Below are 20,581 nucleotides of genomic sequence, written 5' to 3'. Positions count from 1 at the left end.
TGATCGACGCAGAAAGAAAGGGGCGGGCGCCCCGGGAGGGGCGCCCGCCTGAGGGGTGGCTGAGAGAGGATCAGCCGTTGGGGAACAGGGCGGCGAAGTCGGCGAAGGCCATCGCCACGTCGCTCTGGGCCCAGAAGCGGTGGTACGTGAACTGCGGCTCGGCGCCGCCGTCGAGGTACGTCTGGACCTTCGACCACTCCGGGTCCTGCTTGTACCAGGAGCGGATGTCGATGAACGACTTGCCCGCGGTGATCACGTCACCGTTGGGCATGTCGCCCGTCCAGCCGGACGGGACGTAGATGCCCTGGCCGGTGGAGGTGTTGTAGGTGTCGTCGAACCGGCGGTAGTCGCCGCGGGTCTCCACGGTCGACACGCCCTTGCTCTCGGCCTTGGCGTACAGGGCGTCGATCAGGCCCTTGCCCGTGGTCTTGGCAGCGGCGTTGCCGGACTTGGCCGCGTAGAACAGCAGGGCGCGGGCGAGCGACGCGGTGACGCCGACGTCCTGGCCGGTGCTGATCACCGACACGTGCAGGTTGGTGTTGGCCGCCGGGCTGGACGGGTTCCAGGTGGCCGGGGCGCCGGTCCAGGCCAGCTCGGACGGGACGGCGAAGTTCGTGCCGCTCACCGTGGTGTTGGCGATCGCCCACGGCACCCACTTGTCGAGCAGCGCCTTGGCCTTGGTGTTGCCGGTGGCGTAGTACAGCTCGGCGATGCGGCCCATCGACCAGACCTGCATGCCGAACCACTGGTTCGACGGCGGGTCGTGGTAGACCGGCTTCTCGTCGTAGAACATGCCGTAGAACGTCGGCGTGCCCGACGGGGGCTGGCCGTAGTTGCCGTTCCAGCTGTTGGTCGCGCCGCCGGCGATGCCGCCCTCGGCCGACTGCAGCCACTGGTAGAACTCGAGCTGCCGGTTGAAGCTGTTGGTCCAGTCCGCGTTGGCGGTCGGCGACTGCGGCTTCAGGGCGGGGACGTTCGCCAGGGCGTACGCCGCCATCGGGTTCTGGTAGCCGAAGTGGTTGTGGCTGGAGCCGATGCGCCACGACCAGGCGGAGGTGAGACCGCCGCCCCAGGCGTAGTACCAGGACATCAGGTAGTGCATCGAGTCACGGCCGGTGCCGGCGGCGCAGGTGGTCGCGCCGACGCAGTTGCCGATCTTCTTGAAGTACTTGTCGAACATGGCGTAGCGCAGGTAGTCGCCCATCTTCGCGGCCTTGGCGATGGTGGACGTGATCTGCGACTGCTTGCCCTGCTCGGTGGCCCAGGTCAGCGCCCAGTAGGCCGCCTCGATGGCGCGGGCGTCGGCGTCGGGCGCGTTGGTGTACTTCCACTGCGGCGCGGGCGCGCTGGACTCCTTGACGAACAGGTCCAGGTAGCCGTTGGGGCCGCCGAAGGCGAGGTTGTCACAGCTCGGCTGCGGGATGGTCTCCCACACCGACTCCTGCGGACCCCGCTGGAAGGTGTTGATGTACGCCGGGCGCGTGGTGCCGTTGCCGCAGCGGCCGAAGCCGTACTTGTTGTCGACGTCCAGCAGCCAGTGCATGCCGTAGATGTTGCCGTTGCCGTAGGTGCTGGTCAGCTCGCTGCGCAGCGGGTCGGCACCGACGGACACGCTGGGCTGCAGCTGCGCCGGGTAGTCGGCCGGGTTGAGCGACTCGGCCGCGTACTGCGGGGTGCCGGCCACGCCCGCGTTGGGCTGGTCGGTCGCCGACGGGATGATGTACTGCTCCATCACGGTCCAGGCCTGGTTGAACTTCGTCCAGTCCTGCGTGAAGCGGCCGTAGTAGGCCTCCAGCCACAGCCAGTACGAGAACGCCTCGCTGGTGGTCTCGTGGCCGTAGTCCGGCGCCTCGACGATCAGCGTCTCGATCGAGTGGTACGGCACACCCTCGGGCGAGAAGTACCCGTTGGCCGTGTTCTTGATCTTGTTGTACTGGTCGATGAAGCGCTGGGTGTAGACGTTGACCTCGTCGTCGGCCTCGGTCGCGGTGACCACGCCCGGGTCGTGCCCGGTCGCGCTGGCCGTGATCGTGGCGGTGCCGGAGGTGTTGTCCGCGTCCTGCGCCGCGGCCAGGGTCACCGTCTGCTCGGTGCCGTAGTTGGCCGGGGTGAACGTCAGCGTCGCACCGGTGGAGACGGTCACGTCGGTGTCACCGGCGGTGCGGGCGACCGCCACGGTCACGTTCGCCGTGGGCGCGGCCGACAGCTTCACCTTGACCGTGTTGGTGCCGCCCTCGGGCACGCTCACCGCGGCCGCGCTCGCCCCGTTGACCAGCACCTTCGGGGCGACGGAGGCGTCGACCACGACGGTGGTGCTGGCGGTGGCGGTGGCGCCGCCGTTGTCGGTCGCCTTGGCCTGGAACACGTACGTGCCCACCGGCAGCGCCGAGACGTCCCAGGTGTACGGGGACGCGGTGTCCGAGCCGAGCAGCAGCCCGTCACGGTAGAACTCGACCTTCGACACGGTGCCGGGCGCGGTGTCCGCCGCGGTCGCCGCGATGGTGAACGAGGCCGGCGCGGTGAAGTGCGTGTTGTTGGCCGGCGACGTGATGCTCACGGTCGGCGCCGGGTTGGCCCCGGTGCACGGGGTGCCGTTGATGGTGAACGACGTCGGCGACGAGTAGGTGCCGCTCCAGCGGCCGTTGAAGCCGATGCCGGTCGAACTGCCGGTGCCGACGTTGCCGTTGTAGTTGAGGTTCGTCGCGGTGATGTTCTGGCCGGACGCGGTGTAGTTGGCCGACCAGCCGGGCAGCGTGATCGACTGGCCGGACGGCAGCGTGAAGCCGAGCGACCAGCTCGTCCACGGGTCGCCCAGGTTCTTCAGGGTGAGGTTGGCGGTGAAGCCGCCGGTGCCGGCGCCCTCGGTCCACGGGTTGGCGGTGTATACGACCTCGCAGGCGACTGCGGCCTGGGCCGGGCTCGCCGCCACCACCAGGCCGCCGACGGCGACGAGCGCCGCGGTGGCGACGGCGCCGGAGCGCCGCAGGATTCTGTGGCGGGAACGCCGCAGTGTGTGCAACAAGATGAACTCCTCGCGAATGCGCCGGGATCGGGCCCGGCGGGGAAACCTTTCGCGCCGTCGATCGACGACGGCGATGGTGCGAAGCGGCTCGTCCGTGCCCTGACGTGCCGTGTCGCGCGACGATGGCTCCCGGTCGCGAATTCTGATCAGTCTTGCATGGGAGCGCTTCCATAGCAAGACCTCACTGACCTCGATCAACGCCTTCGGTCGTCACTCTTTAGGTGTTGCGCCGGGGCGGCGGCAGGGGCGCTGGAAGAATGGAGACATGATCGTTTCCGATGTGACGCTCAATAACGGGGTGCGGATGCCCCAGCTCGGGTTCGGCGTGTGGCAGGTCGACGACGATACGGCGGAGAAGGCCGTGATCACGGCCCTGGAGTCGGGCTACCGCAGCATCGACACCGCCAAGATCTACTTCAACGAGGAGGGGGTCGGCCGCGCCATCCGGGCCGCCGGCGTGCCCCGCGAGGAACTGTTCGTCACCACGAAGCTCTGGAACACCGAGCACGAGTACGACCGGGCGCTGCGCGCGTTCGACGAGAGCCTGGCCAAGCTGGGCCTGGACTACCTGGACCTGTACCTGATCCACTGGCCGGTGCCGTCGCAGGACCGCTACACCGAGGCCTGGCGCGCGCTGGAGAAGCTGTACGCCGACCAGCGGGTGCGCGCCATCGGCGTCTCCAACTTCACCGTGCAGACCATGAGCCGCCTGCTGGACGAGTTCGAGGTGGTGCCCGCGGTGAACCAGATCGAGCTGCACCCCCGCTTCACTCAGGAGGAGCTGCGCAAGCTGCACGCGGTGCACGACATCGCGACCGAGGCGTGGAGCCCGCTCGGCCAGGGCAAGGGCCTGCTCGACGAGCCGGCGCTGGCGACCGTCGCGGCCAAGCACGGCCGGACCCCGGCGCAGGTGGTGCTGCGCTGGCACCTCCAGCTCGGCAACGTGGTCATCCCCAAGTCGGTCACCCCGTCACGGATCGCGGAGAACCTCGCCGTCTTCGACTTCACCCTGGACGACGAGGACATGGCCGCGCTGTCCACGCTGGACACCGGTGCCCGGATCGGCCCCGACCCGGCGACCTTCGCCTGGATGGGCTGAGCCGGTCCACTCGCGACGGACGCCGCAGGTTCGATTGGGACCGACGGCGTCCGTCTCGTATGCTCGCCGCTGTGTCGGTGACGGGGCGCGGCTCGTTGAGCCGCAGGCTGGGCAGAGGGCTGCTGGACACCGCGGCGCCGCGGCTGCGCATGATCATCGTGGTGCTGGCGCTGGGGATCTCCGGCCTGTTCGGCGGGTGGGAGACGGTGCCCGCCGCACCGGAGCCGCAGCACACCGCGGGCACCGCGATCGGCGGCGGGCCGTGGCGGGTCGAGGTCCTCGAGGCGAAGGTGGCCGGCGACATGCCGCCGCTGCGCCGCCAGGACGAGAACAACCGCTGGGTGTACGTCATCGCGAACGTCACCATCACCGCGCACGAGTCGATCACACTCACCAAGCAGATCCTGCGCCTGTCCGGAGTGGAGGGGCTGCTGACCGAGGAGCCCTACGACATGGCGCTCGACCGGGACAAGCGGGTGATCCGGCGGCTGCACCCGAACATGCCCGAGAAGGTCGTCTTCTTCTGGGAGCAGGACGGCGACGCGCCGCTGCCCACCAGCGTCACCGTGCTGGTCCAGGCGCGCACCTACCGGGAGGACTCGCTCAGCCATGAGGCCAAATGGATGGACGACGACGAGGTCGCCGGCCGGGTCACCATCCCGGTGATCGACAACCGGGCGCCCGCCTCGCCCAGCGCCTCGCCGCGGCCCAGCGCGTCGGTCGCCCCGAAGCCGAGCACGTCGCCGAAGCCCACCCGCTCGCCGCGGACCGCCTCGCCGAGCGCGCGGGCCACCCCGTGAGCCTGCTCCGCCGCCTGGGCGCGGCCGCCTTCGTGATCGCGGTGCTCGCCGCCGGGCATGCCGTGACCAGCGCCCTGCCCGACCGCAACGAGCAGCTGCGCCCGTTCCCGGTCACGGGCGAGTTCGGCACCGACGTGTCCGCGCGCGAGTTCACCGTGCGGGTCGGCGCGGTGCGCTGCGCCGCCGAGTTGAAGATCGGCAGCGCGGTCCTGACCACGCAGGGCGTGTGGATCGTGGTCAAGCTGCGGCTGACCGCGCGCCGTGAGGTGACGAGCATCCAGTACGCCGCCATCCGCGACGCCGCGGGCCGGGTCTACGAGGTGACCGACCGCTTCGAGCAGACGCTCGTCGCGGGCGGCCGCCGCCTCCAGCCCGGCATCGCGGTCGAGGGTGAGATCGCGCTGGAGGTGCCCGCCACCTCGACCGGCACGCTGACCCTGCTGCTGGCCTCCACCTTCGTCGACCACCGGATGGACTCGATGGCCGAGATCCCGCTGCCCATCGGCGACGTGCGAGCGGCGCTGGACACCCCTGCCTCCACCGAGGTCCTGGCACCCCGGGTCGCGAAGTGAGGGGCCCGGACGCGCTCGGCCGCGGCTGGTGGCGGCGCAACGTGTGGGGCCTGGTCGTGGTGCTGCCCGCCTTCGCGGCGATGCTCTACGGCTCGGTGTACATCGATCTCGACAACTGGCAGCAGCGCGAGCCGCAGCCGGTCGCAGCGGCTGCTGACGGCTGGGTCGACTTCGGCGGGATGCGGCTGCGCCTGGTCGAGATCGTGCCCGCCACCGATCTCAAGCGCTTCGGCGGGCAGCCGTTCACGGTGCCGGAGGGCGTGACCGCCTGGCGGGCCGTGTTCGAGATCCAGCCGTCCGGGGCCGAGGTGCCGTTCTGCTCGGTGCGGCTGGAGGACGCGGCGGGCCGGGTGTACGAAGACCGGCCCGACGAGCTGCTGCGCGCCGACGCGGACCGGGCCACCTGCGCGGCCGAGGACAGCCCGGTCCCGGCCGCGTCAGGCCGGCACCAGGCTGCCGCCTACTTCGTCACGCCCGCCGACGCCGAGCCCGTCGCGGTGCGCGTCACCTTCGGCACGGTCGACCTGACCCGGTACGCCCGCCTCGGCCGCTGAGCCGCTGACCCGCAGCACCCGGTCCACCGCCGCGGCGACCAGGCACAGCTGCAGCACCATGGTGATCGACTCGTTGATCGCGGACAGCGGCCCGGACAGCGGCACCCACCAGGTGTCGAGCTGCCGCGGGCCGATGATGACGCGCTCCAGCTCCCACAGCCAGAGCGGCAGCCCCTGGGTGCACACGAAGAGCAGGCAGAACAGCAGGATGGGCACCATGCCGGCGTACGCCACCAGCCGGTAGGACCGGGCCAGCGGGCTCATCGCCTCGCGCATGTCGGCGGTGCCGCCCTTGGCGAGCCGGCGCACCGGCATGGGCATCCGCGACCAGCGCCGCGCCGCGCGACGCGCCCGCTGCACCTCCTTCTCGGTCAGCGGCGGGTCCTTCATGCCGTACACGGTGGTGGCGATGAAGAGCCAGGCCACCGGGACGACGAGCACGGTGTCCACGGAGGCGGCCAGGTCGACCGCGAAACGCCCGGCGATCCGGGCCGGCTGCTCCAGCGGCCCGAGCAGGCCGACCACCGCGGCCCAGGTCTCCAGCCACCACTGGTAGAACCGGCGCTGCTCCAGGAACGGCATGACCTTGTCGGTGAGCCCGCTCAGGAACACCACCACCAGGGTGATCGACAGCACCTCCAGGTACGCCCGGACGAAGTTGACCCAGTCCCACAGGCGCTTGGCCAGCAGGCCGAGCACGAATCGCAGCACCATGGCCACCACGACCACCGTGACCAGGGTCGCGTTCAGCTCGAACGGCAGGCGCTCCTCGACGTTCACCGCCGACGGGTTGAGGAACGTGTCGGGATTGGCCAGCGTCTCGTCCCGGAACACCTCGTAGATGTAGTTGTTGCGGTCCTCGGTGAAGTAGTCGAACGACGCGTACACCGCGACGAACGGCAGCAGCACGCTGGCGGTGTTCGCCAGCAGCCGGAACCGCTCCCCCGGCTCACCGTCGCCGGTCAGCGCGGGGAGCGAGCGGGACAGCGTGCGCATCATCAGCACCAGCGCGGTCATCACCACGACCGGCACCAGCGCGAACACCAGGAAGCCGTAGACGCCGCCGAGCTTGCTGGCCTGGACCGCAACGATGATCATGCCGCGCCGCACCGCGAAAGCGGCGAAGATCAGGGCGAACAGCACCGGCCAGTGCCGCAGCAGCAGCGCGCCGGTGGTCCGCAGCACCGCCGCGAGGTGCCGCAGCGACCAGACCAGGCCGTGCTTGGGCGGCGTCACGACCGTGACCGGGGAGGGGATGTCCGTCACGTCGAAGACCGTACCGTCTGTCCGTCCCGGTCAGCCGCCCGCCTGTTCGATGTGGAGCCCCACACCGTCGAGGATCCGGTCCAGCCCGAACTCGAACTCGTCGTAGCCCTCCTCGGGCTTGTCGAACACGCCCGCGGCCAGCACCCTGCCCAGCGCCGGGAAGCGGGCCGGATCGACGAGCAGCTTGAGCAGCCTGCCGTAGGCGCCGATCGCCTCGTCCAGCGAGGTGTCCGCCGCCCGCACCGCGTTCAGCATGTCCGTCGCGGTGCTGGCCTCGTTGCGGATGTACCCGCTGAGCAGCAGGATCACGGAGAGTTTGCCCTCCTCGGGCAGCCGCGTCCCGGCCAGGACGGCAAGCCCCGCGTCCATCCACGCGAGCTGGTGCGGGGTGGCGGGCGGGCCGCTGATCGGCACCCGCAGCATCCACGAGTGGCGTAGGTAGACCTCATGACAGGCGGTCGCCCAGGCCAGCAGCCCGGCGCGCCAGCCGGCGGCCGCGTCGATGGCCGGCGGGTCGCCGATGGCCGTGTCCACCATGAGTTCGAGCAGCTCGTCCTTGGCTCGCACGTAGCGGTAGAGCGCCATCGTGGACGCGCCCGCCTCGGCGGCGACCCGGCTCATGGAGACCGCGCCGATGCCGTCGGCGGCGGCCACCCGGATGCCGGCGCGCACGATACCGTCCAGCGTCAGGCCGGGTTTCGGCCCCTTGCCGGGGCGCTCGCGCAACCCCCAGGCCGCGGCGAGATTCGCCGGCACCGCAGCGCCGTCCAGCTCCAAGGCTCACTCCTGCTCTTCGCGTCTTGACTGCTCATCCTAGTACCGCGTATAACGTACACAGAACAGCGTATGACATACACAGAAGCGCGTATCGCGTACACAGAAGGTGGCCCCTCGATGAACGAGCAAAGCCCGCCCCTCGCCGGACGCCGGGAGTGGACCGGCCTAGCCGTGCTGCTCCTGCCTCTGCTGCTGGTCTCCATGGACGTCTCGGTGCTCTACTTCGCCGTCCCGTTCATCAGCGCCGACCTGGCCCCCACCGCCACCCAGCAACTGTGGATCTTCGACATCTACGGCTTCGTGCTGGCCGGGCTTCTGATCACCATGGGCGCGCTGGGCGACCGCATCGGGCGCCGCAAGCTGCTGATGATCGGCGCGGCGGCGTTCGGCCTCACCTCCGCCGCCGCGGCGTACGCGGGCAGCGCCGAGGCGCTCATCGCCACCCGGGCCCTGCTCGGCATCGGCGGCGCCACGCTGATGCCGTCCACGCTGGCGCTGATCCGCAACATGTTCCACGACGCGAAGCAGCGCGCCACCGCGATCGCGATCTGGACCGCCGCGCTCACCTTCGGCGTCGCGCTCGGGCCGATCCTCAGCGGATTCCTGCTGGAGCACTTCTGGTGGGGCTCGGTCTTCCTGATCAACGTGCCGTTCATGCTGCTGCTGGTCGGGCTCGTGCCGGTGCTGGTGCCCGAGTCGCCCCGGCTCACCGAGGGGCACTTCGACCTGCTCGGCGCGGCCCTGTCGCTGGCCGCCGTGCTGCCCGCGATCTGGGGCGTCAAGGAGCTCGCCGCCGAGGGCGACGGCGCGCTCGCCGGTGCCTCGATCGTGACGGGCCTGGCCGTGGGCGCGGTGTTCCTGCACCGCCAGCGGACCTCGGCATACCCGATGATCGACCTGGCGCTGTTCCGCCGCCGCTCGTTCAGCGGCGCGGTCGCCATCAACCTGCTCGCCATGTTCGGGCTGGTCGGCTTCGCCATCTTCGCGACCCAGCTGCTGCAGACGGTGTGGGGCATGACCCCGCTGGAAGCCGCCCTGTGGAGCCTGGTGCCGTCGCTGCTCATCGGCGGCGTCGCACCCCTGGCCACCAACCTCGCCCAGCGCGGCGTGCCCCGCTCGCACCTGATCGCGGCAGGGTTCGGCCTGGCCGCCACCGGCTTCGCCCTGATGCTCACGGTCGGCGTCGACACCCCGTTGTGGACCCTGATCGCCTGCTCCGCCTGCTACGCGGCCGGGCTCATCGTGGTGATGGCCCTGAGCACCGAGCTGATCCTCTGGGCCGCCCCGCCGGAACGAGCCGGGGCCGCGTCCGCGCTCTCCGAGACCTCGTCGGAGTTCGGCGGCGCGCTGGGCATGGCGGTGCTCGGCAGCCTCGGCACCGCCGTCTACCGCGCCGGCCTCGACCTCCCCACGGGACTGCCCGCCGAGGCCACCGCCGCCGCCCGCGAAACCCTCGCCGGAGCGGCCGCCGTCTCCGCCGCGCTTCCCGGCGAGGCCGGCACGGCCGTGCTGACCGCCGCCCGTGCGGCCTTCGTCGACGGCCTCCATGCCGCCGCGATCGGCGCCGCCCTGATCATGGCCACCGCCGCCGCCGTCGCCCTGATCACCCTCCGCGAGCGCACCACCCCCGCCGCCACAGCCGCCGACCCCACCCGGCCCCGCCAACCCTGCTCCGCCGACCCCGCCGCTCCCGCCGACCCCGCCGGCACCCCGGTCGCCGCCGCCGCGGACCCCGCACCTCAGCCATGATCACGTTGATCTTGCGTGGACTGTTAGGTATTCGTCCTATCTGGGCGTGTCGTACCCACAGTTCACGCAAGATCGACGCGATAGAGGGGGCGGTTGACACAGGGAGGTAAGGCTAACCTAATCTAGGGCTCCACGGCTGGTGTTCGGGAGGGCGCGATTATGACGACGACTATGAGCTGGCGGCTGTTCAGCGTCGAGGTGAAGACCGTCAGCCCGCTCACGCCCACGTTCACGCGGTTCACCTTCAGCGGGGCGGAGCTGGCCGACTTCGCGGACTGCGGGTACGACCTGCGGCTCAAGCTGGTGCTGCCCGCGCCGGACGGAGGCTTCGACGCGCTGGACCGCGGCCCGGACTGGTACACGATCTGGCGCGGCACCCCCGAGGAGAAGCGCAACCCGATCCGCACCTACACCGCCCGCCAGGTGCGCGCCGGGGTCGGTGAGGTCGACGTGGACGTGGCGCTGCACGGCGACGCCGGTCCGGCCTCCCGCTGGGCTCGCGCTGCCAAACCGGGTGACCGGATCGTGCTGATGGGACCGAACGCGGCGCACCCCGGGCCGCACGGCGGCGTCGAGTTCGTCGCGCCCGCGCCGGGCGTGCCGGTGCTGCTGGCCGGCGACGAGACGGCCGTGCCCGCGATCGCGGCGATCCTGGAGCGGCTGCCCGCCGACACCCGGGGCGCGGCGCTGCTGGAGGTGCCGTACGCCGCCGACGCGCTCACCCTGAAAGCCCCCGCCGGGGTGGACGTGCGCTGGCTGCCCCGCGAGGACCTGCCGCACGGCAGCCTGCTGGTGCCCGCCGTACAGGAGGCCGCCGCCTGGCTCGTCCCGGTTCCCGGCGCGGCCGTCGCCGTCGAGGACGTCGACGTGGACAACGACATCCTGTGGGAGGTCCCCGAGACCAGCACCACCGGCGCCCTCTACGCCTGGCTCGCCGGCGAGGCCGCCGTCATCCGCACCCTGCGCCGCCACCTCGTCTCCGACCGCGGCCTGGACCGCAGGTCCGTCGCCTTCATGGGCTACTGGCGCCAAGGCCGCACCGAAGACGCCTGACCCCCGCCCTCCCTCCCCACCCCAAGATCGCGACGATCTTGCGTGAACTGTTAGGACTTTGTCCTATATGGGCGTGTCGTACCCACAGTTCACGCAAGATCGCCGGGGTGGGGCGGTGGGTCACGGGGTGGCGTTCATGAGGTCCAGGGCGGAGTGCTGGCGGGCGGCGTCGAGTTTGTCGACGGGGCCGGACCAGCGCAGGCCGTAGAGGTCGAGCGGGGTGCGGTCGGCGGCGTAAGCGGTGTCGGCCTGGCGGCGCAGGTAGGCCGTGTAGGGACGGTCGGGGAGGGTGTTGTTGAGGACGCCCAGGCCGCGGGCGTAGGGGCCCTTGAAGGAGGGGCCGTCGGCGCCGCAGTCGCCGTTCTCGCAGGGGTCGCGCAGGATGCCGTTGAGGTGGAGCTGGGTCGTGGTGGTGGAGGCGTCGGCGAGGCGGCGGGCGGTGGTGAGCAGGCTGTTGTCGCCGGTGGCGCGCCAGAGTTCGACGAGGCCGCCCAGGGGCACGCCCTGGTTGTACGACCACACCGCCTGCCCGTTGTTGCGGCAGGTGGACAGGCTGATGCCGTCGTTGATCAGCGATAATGCGTTGATCATGCCAGTGCCCTGGAACCAGGTCCACTCGGCGCGGGCCCGCTGCAGGTACACCGTGTCGCCGGGCAGCCGGTTGTGCAGTGCGGCGTTGACGTGCAGGTAGAGGCTGTTGGAGATGGCGTTCTTGTAGGTGCGGGCGGTGCTCCACCAGATGCCGCCGCCGCAGACGCCGTCCCAGTACGCCGCCATGTGGTCGGCCGCGATCCGGGCCGTGGTCAGGTAACGGGTCTCGCCGGTGAGGTCGTACGCGGCGAGCCAGGCCAGCGCCCACCAGCCGGTGTCGTCGAGGTACTCGTTGCGGAAGTGGCCGAGCCGCGAGTTGACGTTCAGGTCGTAGGTGCGCGCGATGGCGTAGCGGTAGCTGCCCATGCCGGTGAGCCGGATGTTGTCGATCAGCGCGGTGAGCGCGTTGGCCGAGTTCCACCAGCCGGTCGTGCTGAACAGCCCGGTGCTCAGGCTGTACGACGTCATCAGGCCGGTGGCCGCCGCGGTGCGCCGGTTGCCCGCGTTCCAGGTGGTGCGGGCCCAGGCCGTGCAGGCGATCTCGGGCCGGTCGCCGGCCTTGCCGCAGGCGCGCAGCGCGCCGACGCCCAGCGCCGCCCAGTCGTCCACGTTGTACATGCCTGTGCGCCAGCCGCGCTGCCCGGCCGGGACGGCGGTGTCGCCGAGCAGGCCGGTCCAGGTGCGCCCGCCGTCGAAGGAGCGGTCGAGCCAGACCCGGTCGCCCGGGTTGCCGTTGCCGATGCTCGCCCAGCCCATCGCGTCGGCGTCGTCGAAGTGCAGCACGATCTGGCGGCCCCAGACGGTCGCGCTGACCGGGGCGCGATCGCCCGGCGACAGCGCCGGGTCGCGCCCGTCGCAGTAGCGGTTGCAGACGGGCGCCGCGGTGGCCGCCGTCGCCAGCGGCCCGGCCACCAGGCCCGCGACGGCGAGCCCGGCGGCTATGAGACGTGCCGGTAGACGCATGTGAACCTCCTGCTCAGAGTCATTACTTGAGGCAGGAGAGCGCTCTCATCACGACCCATGAAACAGGAGGTTTACAATTTCGTCAACGTCGATGGAGTGCCAACCCTCTACCCGGCGGCGCGGCTCAGCCCTCGGCGAGGACCTCGAGGATGCCGTCGCCGTACTTGGCGAGCTTGTTCTCGCCGACGCCGCTGATCAGGCGGAGCTTGGCCAGCGAGTCCGGCGCCTGGGCGGCGATCTCGCGCAGGGTCGCGTCGTGGAACACGACGTACGCCGGGACGCCCTGCTCCTTCGCCGTCGCCGCCCGCCAGGCACGCAGCCGCTCGAACAGCGGCTGCGCCTCGGCCGGCAGCTCCGCCACGGCCGTCGCGGCGGCCGCCTTCCGCGACGAGCCCGAGCTGCGCGCGGGGCGCTCCGGCTCGCGGCGCATCATCACCTGCCGCTTGCGGCCCAGCACGTCGGCGCTGGCGTCGGTCAGCGCGAGCGTGCCGTGCTCGCCCTGCACCGCGAGCAGCCCCTGGGCGAGCAGCTGGCGCACCACGCCGCGCCACTCCGACTCCTGCAGCTCGGTGCCGATGCCGAACACGGTCAGCTCATCGTGGCGGTGCTGGGCCACCTTGTCGGTGCGGCGGCCGAGCAGGATGTCGATCGACTGCCCGGCGCCGAAGCGCTGGTTGCGCTCGCGTTGCAGCCGCAGCACGGTGGACAGCAGCTTCTGCGCGGGCACCGTGCCGTCCCACTGCTCCGGCGGGTTCAGGCAGGTGTCGCAGTTGCCGCACGGCTCGGCGGTCTGGCCGAAGTAGTTCAGCAGCTGCACGCGCCGGCACTGCACCGTCTCGCACAGCGCCAGCATCGCGTCCAGGTGCGCGGCCAGGCCCCGGCGGTACGCCGCGTCGCCGGCCGAGCTGTCGATCATCTTGCGCTGCTGCACCACGTCCTGCAGCCCGTACGCCAGCCAGGCCGTCGAGGGCTGGCCGTCGCGGCCGGCGCGGCCGGTCTCCTGGTAGTAGCCCTCGACCGACTTGGGCAGGTCCAGGTGCGCGACGAAGCGCACATCCGGCTTGTCGATGCCCATGCCGAAGGCGATGGTGGCGACCATGACCAGGCCGTCCTCGCGCAGGAAGCGGGACTGGTTGGCGGCGCGGGTGCCCGCGTCCAGGCCCGCGTGATAGGGCAGCGCCTCGATGCCCTGCTGCACCAGGAACTCGGCGGTCTTCTCCACGGACGCCCGGGACAGGCAGTAGACGATGCCCGCGTCCCCGGCGTGCTCGGTGCGCAGCAGCTCCAGCAGCTGCTTCTTCGGGTCGTTCTTCGGGACGATGCGGTACTGGATGTTGGGGCGGTCGAAGCTCGACACGAAGTGCCGGGCGCCGGTCAGCTCCAGCCGCTGCGCGATCTCCCGGCGGGTGGCCGTGGTCGCGGTGGCGGTGAGCGCGATGCGCGGCACGTCCGGCCAGCGCTCGTGCAGCACCGACAGGGCCAGGTAGTCGGGGCGGAAGTCGTGGCCCCACTGCGACACGCAGTGCGCCTCGTCGATCGCGAACAGCGAGATCTTGCCGCGCTCCAGCAGGCGCATGGCCGAGCCGCTGCTCAGCCCTTCCGGCGCGAGGTAGAGCAGGTCCAGCTCGCCGGCCAGGAACTCGGCCTCGACCAGCTGCCGCTCGTCGATGCTGAGGGTCGAGTTGAGGAAGCCGGCCCGCACGCCCAGCGCCTGCAGCGCGTCGACCTGGTCCTGCATCAGCGCGATGAGCGGGGAGATCACGACCCCGACCCCGGGCCGCACCAGCGCGGGGATCTGGTAGCACAGCGACTTGCCGCCGCCGGTGGGCATGAGCACCAGGGCGTCCCCACCGCCCACCACGTGATCGATGATCTCCTGCTGCTCGCCGCGGAACGAGTCGTAGCCGAAGATCCTGCTCAACACCTCGGATGCGTCATGCACCCGTCGATCCTAGGGACCGCGGCGCACGGATTGCATGCCGGAGCCGGTGAGAGAGGCGCCCGGCATGACGAAGGGCTCAGGCCGGTGCCTCGGCCTGAGCCCTCCTGCCTCGGGCAGCATGAGATCTGCCCACCCCCGTAGGCACGGCCGGCAGCCCTGGCCGGTCGGGTACCAGATTCGCACGTGCGAACTGCCGTGCTGTTGCCACCGGGTTGCCACGGGCGGGGCCTCGTTATCATGCAGCCCATGCAGTTCCGGGTGCTGGGACCGTTCCGCGTGGAGTCCGGCGACGCGCCGGTGCCGCTGGGACGCCGCCGGGAACGCTGCCTGCTGGCCCTGCTGCTGCTGGAGCCCGGCCGGGCCATCCCGATGGACCGCCTGATCGACCTGCTCTGGGACGGCGAGCCGCCGGCCAAGGCCCGCCGCGCCGTGCAGGCGCACGTGGCCAGGCTGCGCGCCCAGCTCGCGGCGTACCCGGACGCGCCCGTGCTGCGCACCGAGGGCACCGGCTACGCGGTGAGCGTCGGCGACGACCGGGTCGACGCGCACCGCTTCCGCTCGCTGGTGGCGCAGGCGGTGCACCGCTCGACCCCGGTGGCGCGGCGCGGCCCGCTGCTGGAGGAGGCGCTCGGCCTGTGGCGCGGGCCGGTGCTGGCCGACGTCGCCGGGGCGCGGGTGCGCGAGCGGGTCGGGCAGGAGCTGGAGGAGCTGCGCCTGGTCGCGCTGGAGAGCTGGCTGCAGGCCGAGCTGGAGCTGGGCCGGCACCGCGAGCGGATGCCGGAGCTGGCCCGCGCCGCCGCCGAGCACCCGGAGCGGGAGCGGTTCACCGCGCTGCACATGCTGGCCCTGCACCGCAGCGGCCAGACCGCGGGCGCGAGCGCCGCGTACGCCCGCTACCGCAGCCGCCTCATCGCGGGCACCGGCATCGAGCCGAGCAGCGAGCTGCGTGCCCTGCACACCTCGGTGCTGCGCGAGGACCCGCTGCTCTCGGTGCCCGCGCCCCGCGCCGACGCGGCCGTCGTGGGAGCCCGGGACCTGCCCGCGCCGATCCCCGACTTCGTGCCCCGTCCCGGCGAGCAGGCGGGGCTGGACGAGCTGCTCGACGCGCCGCCCGGCGCGCGGCTGGCGGTCGTGCACGGCGTCGGCGGGGCGGGCAAGTCGACGCTGGTCGTACGGTGGGCGCACCTGCGCGCGGAGCACTTCCCCGGCGGCACGTACCACGCCGACCTCGGCCGCGACGGTGCCCGGCCGGCCGCGGACCTGCGCGAGCTGACCGGCCGCGCGCTGCTGATCCTGGACAACGCCGCCGACGCGGACACGGTGCGGGCCGCCCTGCCGGCCGACCCCGAGGTCACCGTGCTGGTGGTGTCCCGGGTGGCGCTGGAGAGCCTCGCCGTGCACGAGCGAGCCCGGCTGCTGCGGGTCGCCGGGCTGACTCCGGAGCAGGCGCTGGAGCTGCTGGGCACGGTGGGCCGGCTGGCCGGCGCCGAGCGCGGCACCCGCCTGGCGCGGATCGCCGACCTGTGCGATCGGCTGCCGCTGGCGCTGCGCATCGTCGGCTGCCGGCTGGCGGCCGATCCGCAGCACGGCATCGATCTGGTGCTGCAGGACCTGGTGCCGGAGGACCGGCGCCTCACCGCGCTGGAGATCGACGGCGGCGACGCCGGCATCCGCGCGATCCTCGACCAGTCCTACCGCGACCTGGCGCCCGCCCCCGCCGAGCTGCTGCGGCTGCTTGCGGTGCACCCCGGCCGGGTGATCAGCGTGGCCAGCGCCGCCGCGCTCTGCGACCGCTCGCCCGGCGAGACGTACTCGCTGCTCACCTCGCTGGCGCGGAGCAACCTGGTGGTGCGCGACGGCACCGACTACCGCCTGCACGACCTGGTGCGCCTGCACGCCCTGGAGCGGGCCGCCGCGGAGGACCCGCCGCAGGCGCGCACGGACGCGGTGCGCCGGGTCGCCGACTGGTACCTGGACACCGCGTACACGGCGTACCCGCTGCTCAGCCCGCGCGCGGCGGGGCCGCTGCCGGTCGAGGTGCGCACCCCGCGCTTCCCGCTGCGGTTCACCTCCCGCGCGCAGGCCACGGCCTGGTTCGAGACCGAGCGCGCGGGCCTGGCCGCCGCCGTGCGCGCGCTGGCCGCCGCGGGCCTGCACCGGCAGGCGTGGCAGCTGGCCACGGCGCTGTTCGCGTACTACCACCGGCGCCGGATCTGGGCGGAGTGGCACGAGGTATACCAGACCGCGCTGGCCTCCGCCCGCGCCGACGGGCACCTGCTCGGCCTCGCGAAGATCCTCAACGGGCTCGGCGTGGCCAGCAAGCAGCTCGGCCGGCGCGGCGAGGCGATCGCGTACTACCAGGAGGGGCTGGCCGTGGCCCGGCAGCACGGCGACCCGCTGACCATCGGCCCGCTGCTGATCAACCTGGGCGGCGTCTACAACGGAGCCGACGAGCCCGAGCTCGCCCGCGAGCACCTCACCGCAGCCCTGCACCTGGCCGGTTACGGCGACGATCCGCGTTACGCGACCCTGCTGCGGCTGAACCTGGGGCACCTCGACTACAACGACCACCGGTTCGAGGAGGCCGCCGGGCACATGCGGCGCGGGCTGGAGATGGCCGGGTACAGCGGCGACACGCACACCATGGTCTACCTGAACCACGGGCTGGGCGAGGTGGAACTCCAGCTCGGACGGACCACGGCGGCGGCCCGGCATGCCCGGGTGGCGCTGGAGCTGGCGCAGGCGCTGGCCGACCCGCTGCGGCAGGCGTACGCCCTGGATCTGCTCGCCTCGGCGACGGCCGCCACCGACTGGGCCGCCGCGCAGGCGCTGTGGGAGCAGGCGGCGCAGCTCTGCGACGGGCTCGGGCACGCGCTCGGCCCCGACATCCGCACGGTGCTGGCGGAGGGGCCGGGCAGCTGCCCGGACAGCCTGCGCGAGCAGCTGGCCAAGCGCCGGTTCGCGGTGAACCGGCTGCCCTGAGTCACGCGGCGCGCTGCGCCAGCAGGGCCGCCACCACCTGGGTGATCACGTCGTACGGGATCGCCTCGCGCAGCGGGAAGCGCAGCGTGCCCTTGGCCGCCCGGTACGGCGCGACGGCCGCCTCCAGCGACTCGTCCCCGTCGGGCACCGGGTAGAGCGAGATGTGGTGCTTCCAGCCCGCGAAGTAGACGAGGTAGCGGTCGTCGAGGGTGACCGTGGGGATGCCGTAGCTGATGGTCTGCCCGGCTTCGGGCGGCGCGGCGGCCAGGATCGTCTGCCGGACCCGCTCCAGGACCGGCCGGACGGCTTCGGGCTGCGCGCTGATGTACTCGTCGATGGTCCGCACTGCCATGCGGCCATTGTCCCGCGGAAACACGAGACCCGGCTCCCTGAGGGAACCGGGTCTCGATCGTGGTAGCGGGGGCCAGATTTGAACTGACGACCTCTGGGTTATGAGCCCAGCGAGCTACCGAGCTGCTCCACCCCGCGTCGGCTGGTACAGACTAGGTCACCGTTGTCGACCGTGTCCAATCCTTAAAACAACCACATTTGTGGACGGCATCCTCTTGGCAGGACGGCTTCCACGGTGTTCGATGACTGGCAACCTTCCTTTGAGAAAGGAGCCAGTCGATGCGACCCTTGCGCGCCGCCGCCGTCACGCTGGCCGCCGCCCTGCTGGGCGCCGCCGTGCCCTACCTGCTCACCCCCGCGCACGCGGCCGGACCGGTGCTCACCGTCACGGTCACCCAGGTCAGCACGTGGAGCAGCGGGTACGGCGCCGACGTCACCATCACCAACAGCGGCGACGCGGCCGCCACCGGCTGGACCGTCGAGTTCGACCTGCCCGCGGGCACCACGGTCAGCTCCTCGTGGAGTGCCACCCGCACCCAGACCGGCCAGCGCTACCGGTTCGTCAACGTGAGCTGGAACGGCACCGTCAACCCCGGCGCCTCGCAGACCTTCGGCTTCAACGCCGCCGGGCTGGGCCTGCCGCTCAACTGCACGGTCAACGGCGGCGCGTGCGGCGGCGGCCCCGCGCCCTCGGCCTCCCCGTCCCGCACCGCCGGGCCGTCCGCCTCCCCCTCGGCACCGGCCTCGCCCTCGGCGTCCCCGTCAGCCTCGCCCACGTCCACTCCCCCGCCGAACGGGCCGGTGGTCGACGTGGCCACCGCCGCGCAGCTGACCAGTGCCCTGAACAGCGCGGTCCCGGGCGCCGTGATCCGGCTCGCCACGGGCACCTACCGCGGCGCGTTCACCACCACCCGGCCCGGCACCGCGAGTCTGCCGATCACCCTGACCGGGCCGCGCTCCGCGGTGCTGATCAACGACGGCCCGAGCGGCACCGCGCCGTCCTGCCCGCAGCCCACCGCGGGCTGGGATTCCGGCTACGGCCTGTGGCTGTTCAACGCGCCCTACTGGAAGCTCGACGGGTTCACGGTGGCCGAGTCGAAGAAGGGCATCGTGCTCGACAACTCGCACCACGTCACCATCAGCAACGTGTACGTGCACCACACCGAGGACGAGGGCGTGCACTTCCGCCGGTCCTCGGCCGACGGGGTGATCCGCGACTCGGTCATCGAGTACACGGGCCTGGTGCAGCCCGGTTACGGCGAGGGCGTCTACCTCGGCTCGGCCGGGTCCAACTGGGCCTGCCACGGCAACTCCGGCGGGGTGGACCGCTCCGACCGGGTGCAGGTGCTGAACAACCGGATCGGCCCGTACGTCGCCGCCGAGCACATCGACGTCAAGGAGGGCACGTTCAGCGGCGTCATACGCGGCAACACCTTCGACGGGCGCGGCATCTCCGGGCAGAACTCGGCCGACTCCTGGATCGACGTCAAGGGCATCGGCTACGTCATCGAGAACAACACCGGCACGTTCGCCTCGCCCGGCACGTTCGTCAACGGCTACGAGACGCACAACCCCACGACGACCCCGGCCTTCCTGAACGGGTGCGGCAACGTGTGGCGCGGCAACAGCTCGAACCTGGGCGGCGTCGGCCAGTACGCCATCCGGATCACCTCGACCTCGAAGTGCGCCGGCAACCTGAACGTGGTGTACGCCTCGAACACGGTCACCAGCGCCACGGTCGGCCTGACCAACATCGCCGTCACGCCCTGAGCAGCGCGGCCGGGGCTCCACGCGGGAGCCCCGGCCGGCACGTCACTTGGGCTGGTTGATGCGGCACATGTTGCCGGACGGGTCGCGGAACGCGCAGTCGCGCACCCCGTACGGCTGGTCGATCGGCTCCTGCAGCACCTCGGCGCCGGTCGCGGCGACCCGCTCGAAGACCGCGTCCACGTCGTCGGTGGTGAGCACGATGCCGCCGAGCACACCCTTGGCCATCAGCTCGGCGATGGCCGCGTTGTCCTCGGCCGAGGCGGCCGGGCTGGCGGCCGGGGTCAGCACGATGCTCACCTCGGGCTGCTCCGGGGAGCCGAGGGTGATCCAGCGCATCTTGCCGCCGCCGACGTCGGTGCGGACCTCCAGGCCCAGCGCGTCGCGGTAGAAGGCCAGCGCCTCGTCGTGGTCGTCGGTGAACAGGAAGCTGTGCGCGATTTTCAGATCCATGCAGCTCACGCTACGGTCAGGCGCCCGTCGTGGCTTCTCCGTTCCTGACGGGTCGGGTGAAAATCTTGGCGACGCAGGCCGGGACCCCGGCCAGCCAGGCGTGGTCGTCCCGGGCCCGGTACGCGCTCGGGCTCTGCCCCACCAGCTCGGTGAACCTGCTGCTGAACGAGCCGAGCGAGGTGAACCCGACCGCCATGCACACGTCGGTCACGCTGAGGTCGCCGCGGCGCAGCAGCGCCTTGGCCCGCTCGATCCGGCGGGTCATCAGGTAGCTGTACGGCGTCTCGCCGAAGGCGGCCCGGAAGCTGCGCGAGAAGTGGCCGGGCGACATGAGCGCGGTGCGGGCCAGCGCGGGCACGTCCAGCGGCTGGGCGTAGTCGCGGTCCATCCGGTCGCGCGCCCGGCGCAGCCGGATCAGGTCCTCCCTCGTCACAGCGGTCACCCCCAGCTGGAGAAAGAAGAAGACCCGGCTCCAGGGGAACCGGGTCTTCTGTTCGTAGCGGGGACAGGATTTGAACCTGCGACCTCTGGGTTATGAGCCCAGCGAGCTACCGAGCTGCTCCACCCCGCGTCGGTTCCTAAACACTAGCGCGTTGATCGCACCTGCCGCAAATCGACACGGGGTGAGCGCCGTCTCAGC

Annotated in this window: 16 protein-coding genes and 2 tRNA genes; 8 read left to right on the top strand and 10 right to left on the bottom strand. The window is 71.8% G+C overall.

The genetic code is table 11. From position 1 onward, the window contains the following. Positions 1-70: 70 nt before the first annotated feature. Positions 71-3,022: a glycoside hydrolase family 48 protein gene (locus tag CS0771_RS10155; RefSeq protein WP_371821382.1), complete on the bottom strand. Its 2,952-nt coding sequence runs from the start codon at positions 3,020-3,022 to the stop codon at positions 71-73. A gap of 265 nt (positions 3,023-3,287) precedes the next feature. Here CS0771_RS10155 and CS0771_RS10150 point away from each other — a divergent pair, with 265 nt between their 5' ends. The 4 genes from CS0771_RS10150 (at position 3,288) to CS0771_RS10135 (ending at position 6,047) form a co-directional block, all read left to right on the top strand. Further along, on the top strand, positions 3,288-4,121 hold the full coding sequence (locus CS0771_RS10150; RefSeq protein ID WP_212840754.1) for an aldo/keto reductase: 834 nt from the start codon (positions 3,288-3,290) through the stop codon (positions 4,119-4,121). 71 nt (positions 4,122-4,192) lie between these two features. Next, complete coding sequence (locus CS0771_RS10145) at positions 4,193-4,921, top strand: hypothetical protein (RefSeq protein WP_212840753.1); 729 nt, start codon at positions 4,193-4,195, stop codon at positions 4,919-4,921. Then, positions 4,918-5,493, top strand: coding sequence for a hypothetical protein (locus tag CS0771_RS10140; protein WP_212840752.1), 576 nt, complete (start codon positions 4,918-4,920; stop codon positions 5,491-5,493). Before CS0771_RS10145 ends, CS0771_RS10140 begins: the two co-directional genes overlap by 4 nt. Further along, positions 5,490-6,047, top strand: a complete 558-nt coding sequence (locus CS0771_RS10135; RefSeq protein ID WP_212840751.1) for a hypothetical protein — start codon at positions 5,490-5,492, stop codon at positions 6,045-6,047. The genes CS0771_RS10140 and CS0771_RS10135 overlap by 4 nt, the downstream gene beginning before the upstream one ends. Here the strand turns inward: CS0771_RS10135 and CS0771_RS10130 are convergent. Then, positions 5,931-7,313: a hypothetical protein gene (locus CS0771_RS10130; protein ID WP_212840750.1), complete on the bottom strand. Its 1,383-nt coding sequence runs from the start codon at positions 7,311-7,313 to the stop codon at positions 5,931-5,933. The genes CS0771_RS10135 and CS0771_RS10130 overlap by 117 nt on opposite strands. A gap of 30 nt (positions 7,314-7,343) precedes the next feature. Next, a complete protein-coding gene (locus tag CS0771_RS10125) occupies positions 7,344-8,090 on the bottom strand; it encodes a TetR/AcrR family transcriptional regulator (RefSeq protein WP_212840749.1) in 747 nt (248 codons plus the stop codon). Between the two features lie 117 nt (positions 8,091-8,207). Between CS0771_RS10125 and CS0771_RS10120 the strand changes: the two genes are divergently transcribed. Further along, positions 8,208-9,839, top strand: coding sequence for an MFS transporter (locus tag CS0771_RS10120; protein WP_212840748.1), 1,632 nt, complete (start codon positions 8,208-8,210; stop codon positions 9,837-9,839). A gap of 159 nt (positions 9,840-9,998) precedes the next feature. After that, positions 9,999-10,892, top strand: coding sequence for a siderophore-interacting protein (locus tag CS0771_RS10115; RefSeq protein ID WP_212840747.1), 894 nt, complete (start codon positions 9,999-10,001; stop codon positions 10,890-10,892). A 120-nt stretch (positions 10,893-11,012) separates the two neighbouring features. On the opposite strand, the gene CS0771_RS10110 is transcribed toward CS0771_RS10115, so the two are convergent. Together CS0771_RS10110 and recQ are read right to left on the bottom strand one after the other, a co-directional pair. Beyond that, a complete protein-coding gene (locus tag CS0771_RS10110; protein ID WP_212840746.1) occupies positions 11,013-12,446 on the bottom strand; it encodes a glycoside hydrolase family 76 protein in 1,434 nt (477 codons plus the stop codon). Between the two features lie 124 nt (positions 12,447-12,570). Beyond that, positions 12,571-14,388: a DNA helicase RecQ gene (gene recQ, locus CS0771_RS10105; protein ID WP_212840745.1), complete on the bottom strand. Its 1,818-nt coding sequence runs from the start codon at positions 14,386-14,388 to the stop codon at positions 12,571-12,573. Between the two features lie 246 nt (positions 14,389-14,634). Here recQ and CS0771_RS10100 point away from each other — a divergent pair, with 246 nt between their 5' ends. Next, positions 14,635-17,370: a BTAD domain-containing putative transcriptional regulator gene (locus CS0771_RS10100; RefSeq protein WP_212840744.1), complete on the top strand. Its 2,736-nt coding sequence runs from the start codon at positions 14,635-14,637 to the stop codon at positions 17,368-17,370. 1 nt (position 17,371) lies between these two features. Here CS0771_RS10100 and CS0771_RS10095 read toward each other — a convergent pair whose 3' ends face one another. Continuing rightward, positions 17,372-17,722: an iron chaperone gene (locus CS0771_RS10095; RefSeq protein ID WP_212840743.1), complete on the bottom strand. Its 351-nt coding sequence runs from the start codon at positions 17,720-17,722 to the stop codon at positions 17,372-17,374. Between the two features lie 60 nt (positions 17,723-17,782). Beyond that, a tRNA-Met gene (locus CS0771_RS10090) sits at positions 17,783-17,859 on the bottom strand. Positions 17,860-18,000: 141 nt separating this feature from the next. Here CS0771_RS10090 and CS0771_RS10085 point away from each other — a divergent pair. After that, on the top strand, positions 18,001-19,491 hold the full coding sequence (locus CS0771_RS10085; RefSeq protein ID WP_212840742.1) for a cellulose binding domain-containing protein: 1,491 nt from the start codon (positions 18,001-18,003) through the stop codon (positions 19,489-19,491). Positions 19,492-19,533: 42 nt separating this feature from the next. Here the strand turns inward: CS0771_RS10085 and CS0771_RS10080 are convergent, their stop codons facing one another. The 3 genes from CS0771_RS10080 to CS0771_RS10070 all read right to left on the bottom strand — a co-directional run bounded on the left by CS0771_RS10080 (position 19,534) and on the right by CS0771_RS10070 (position 20,512). After that, entirely contained in the window at positions 19,534-19,941 is a 408-nt protein-coding gene (locus CS0771_RS10080) for a VOC family protein (protein WP_203742953.1), read from the bottom strand. 16 nt (positions 19,942-19,957) lie between these two features. Further along, the gene (locus tag CS0771_RS10075; RefSeq protein ID WP_203743307.1) at positions 19,958-20,329 is read right to left on the bottom strand and encodes a helix-turn-helix transcriptional regulator; all 372 of its coding nucleotides are present in this window, start codon (positions 20,327-20,329) and stop codon (positions 19,958-19,960) included. A gap of 109 nt (positions 20,330-20,438) precedes the next feature. Continuing rightward, a tRNA-Met gene (locus CS0771_RS10070) sits at positions 20,439-20,512 on the bottom strand. Positions 20,513-20,581 lie beyond the last annotated feature (69 nt).

This window comes from Catellatospora sp. IY07-71, from assembly GCF_018326265.1.
Taxonomy (GTDB): domain Bacteria; phylum Actinomycetota; class Actinomycetes; order Mycobacteriales; family Micromonosporaceae; genus Catellatospora.
This window is presented reverse-complemented; position numbering and strand designations above follow the sequence as displayed.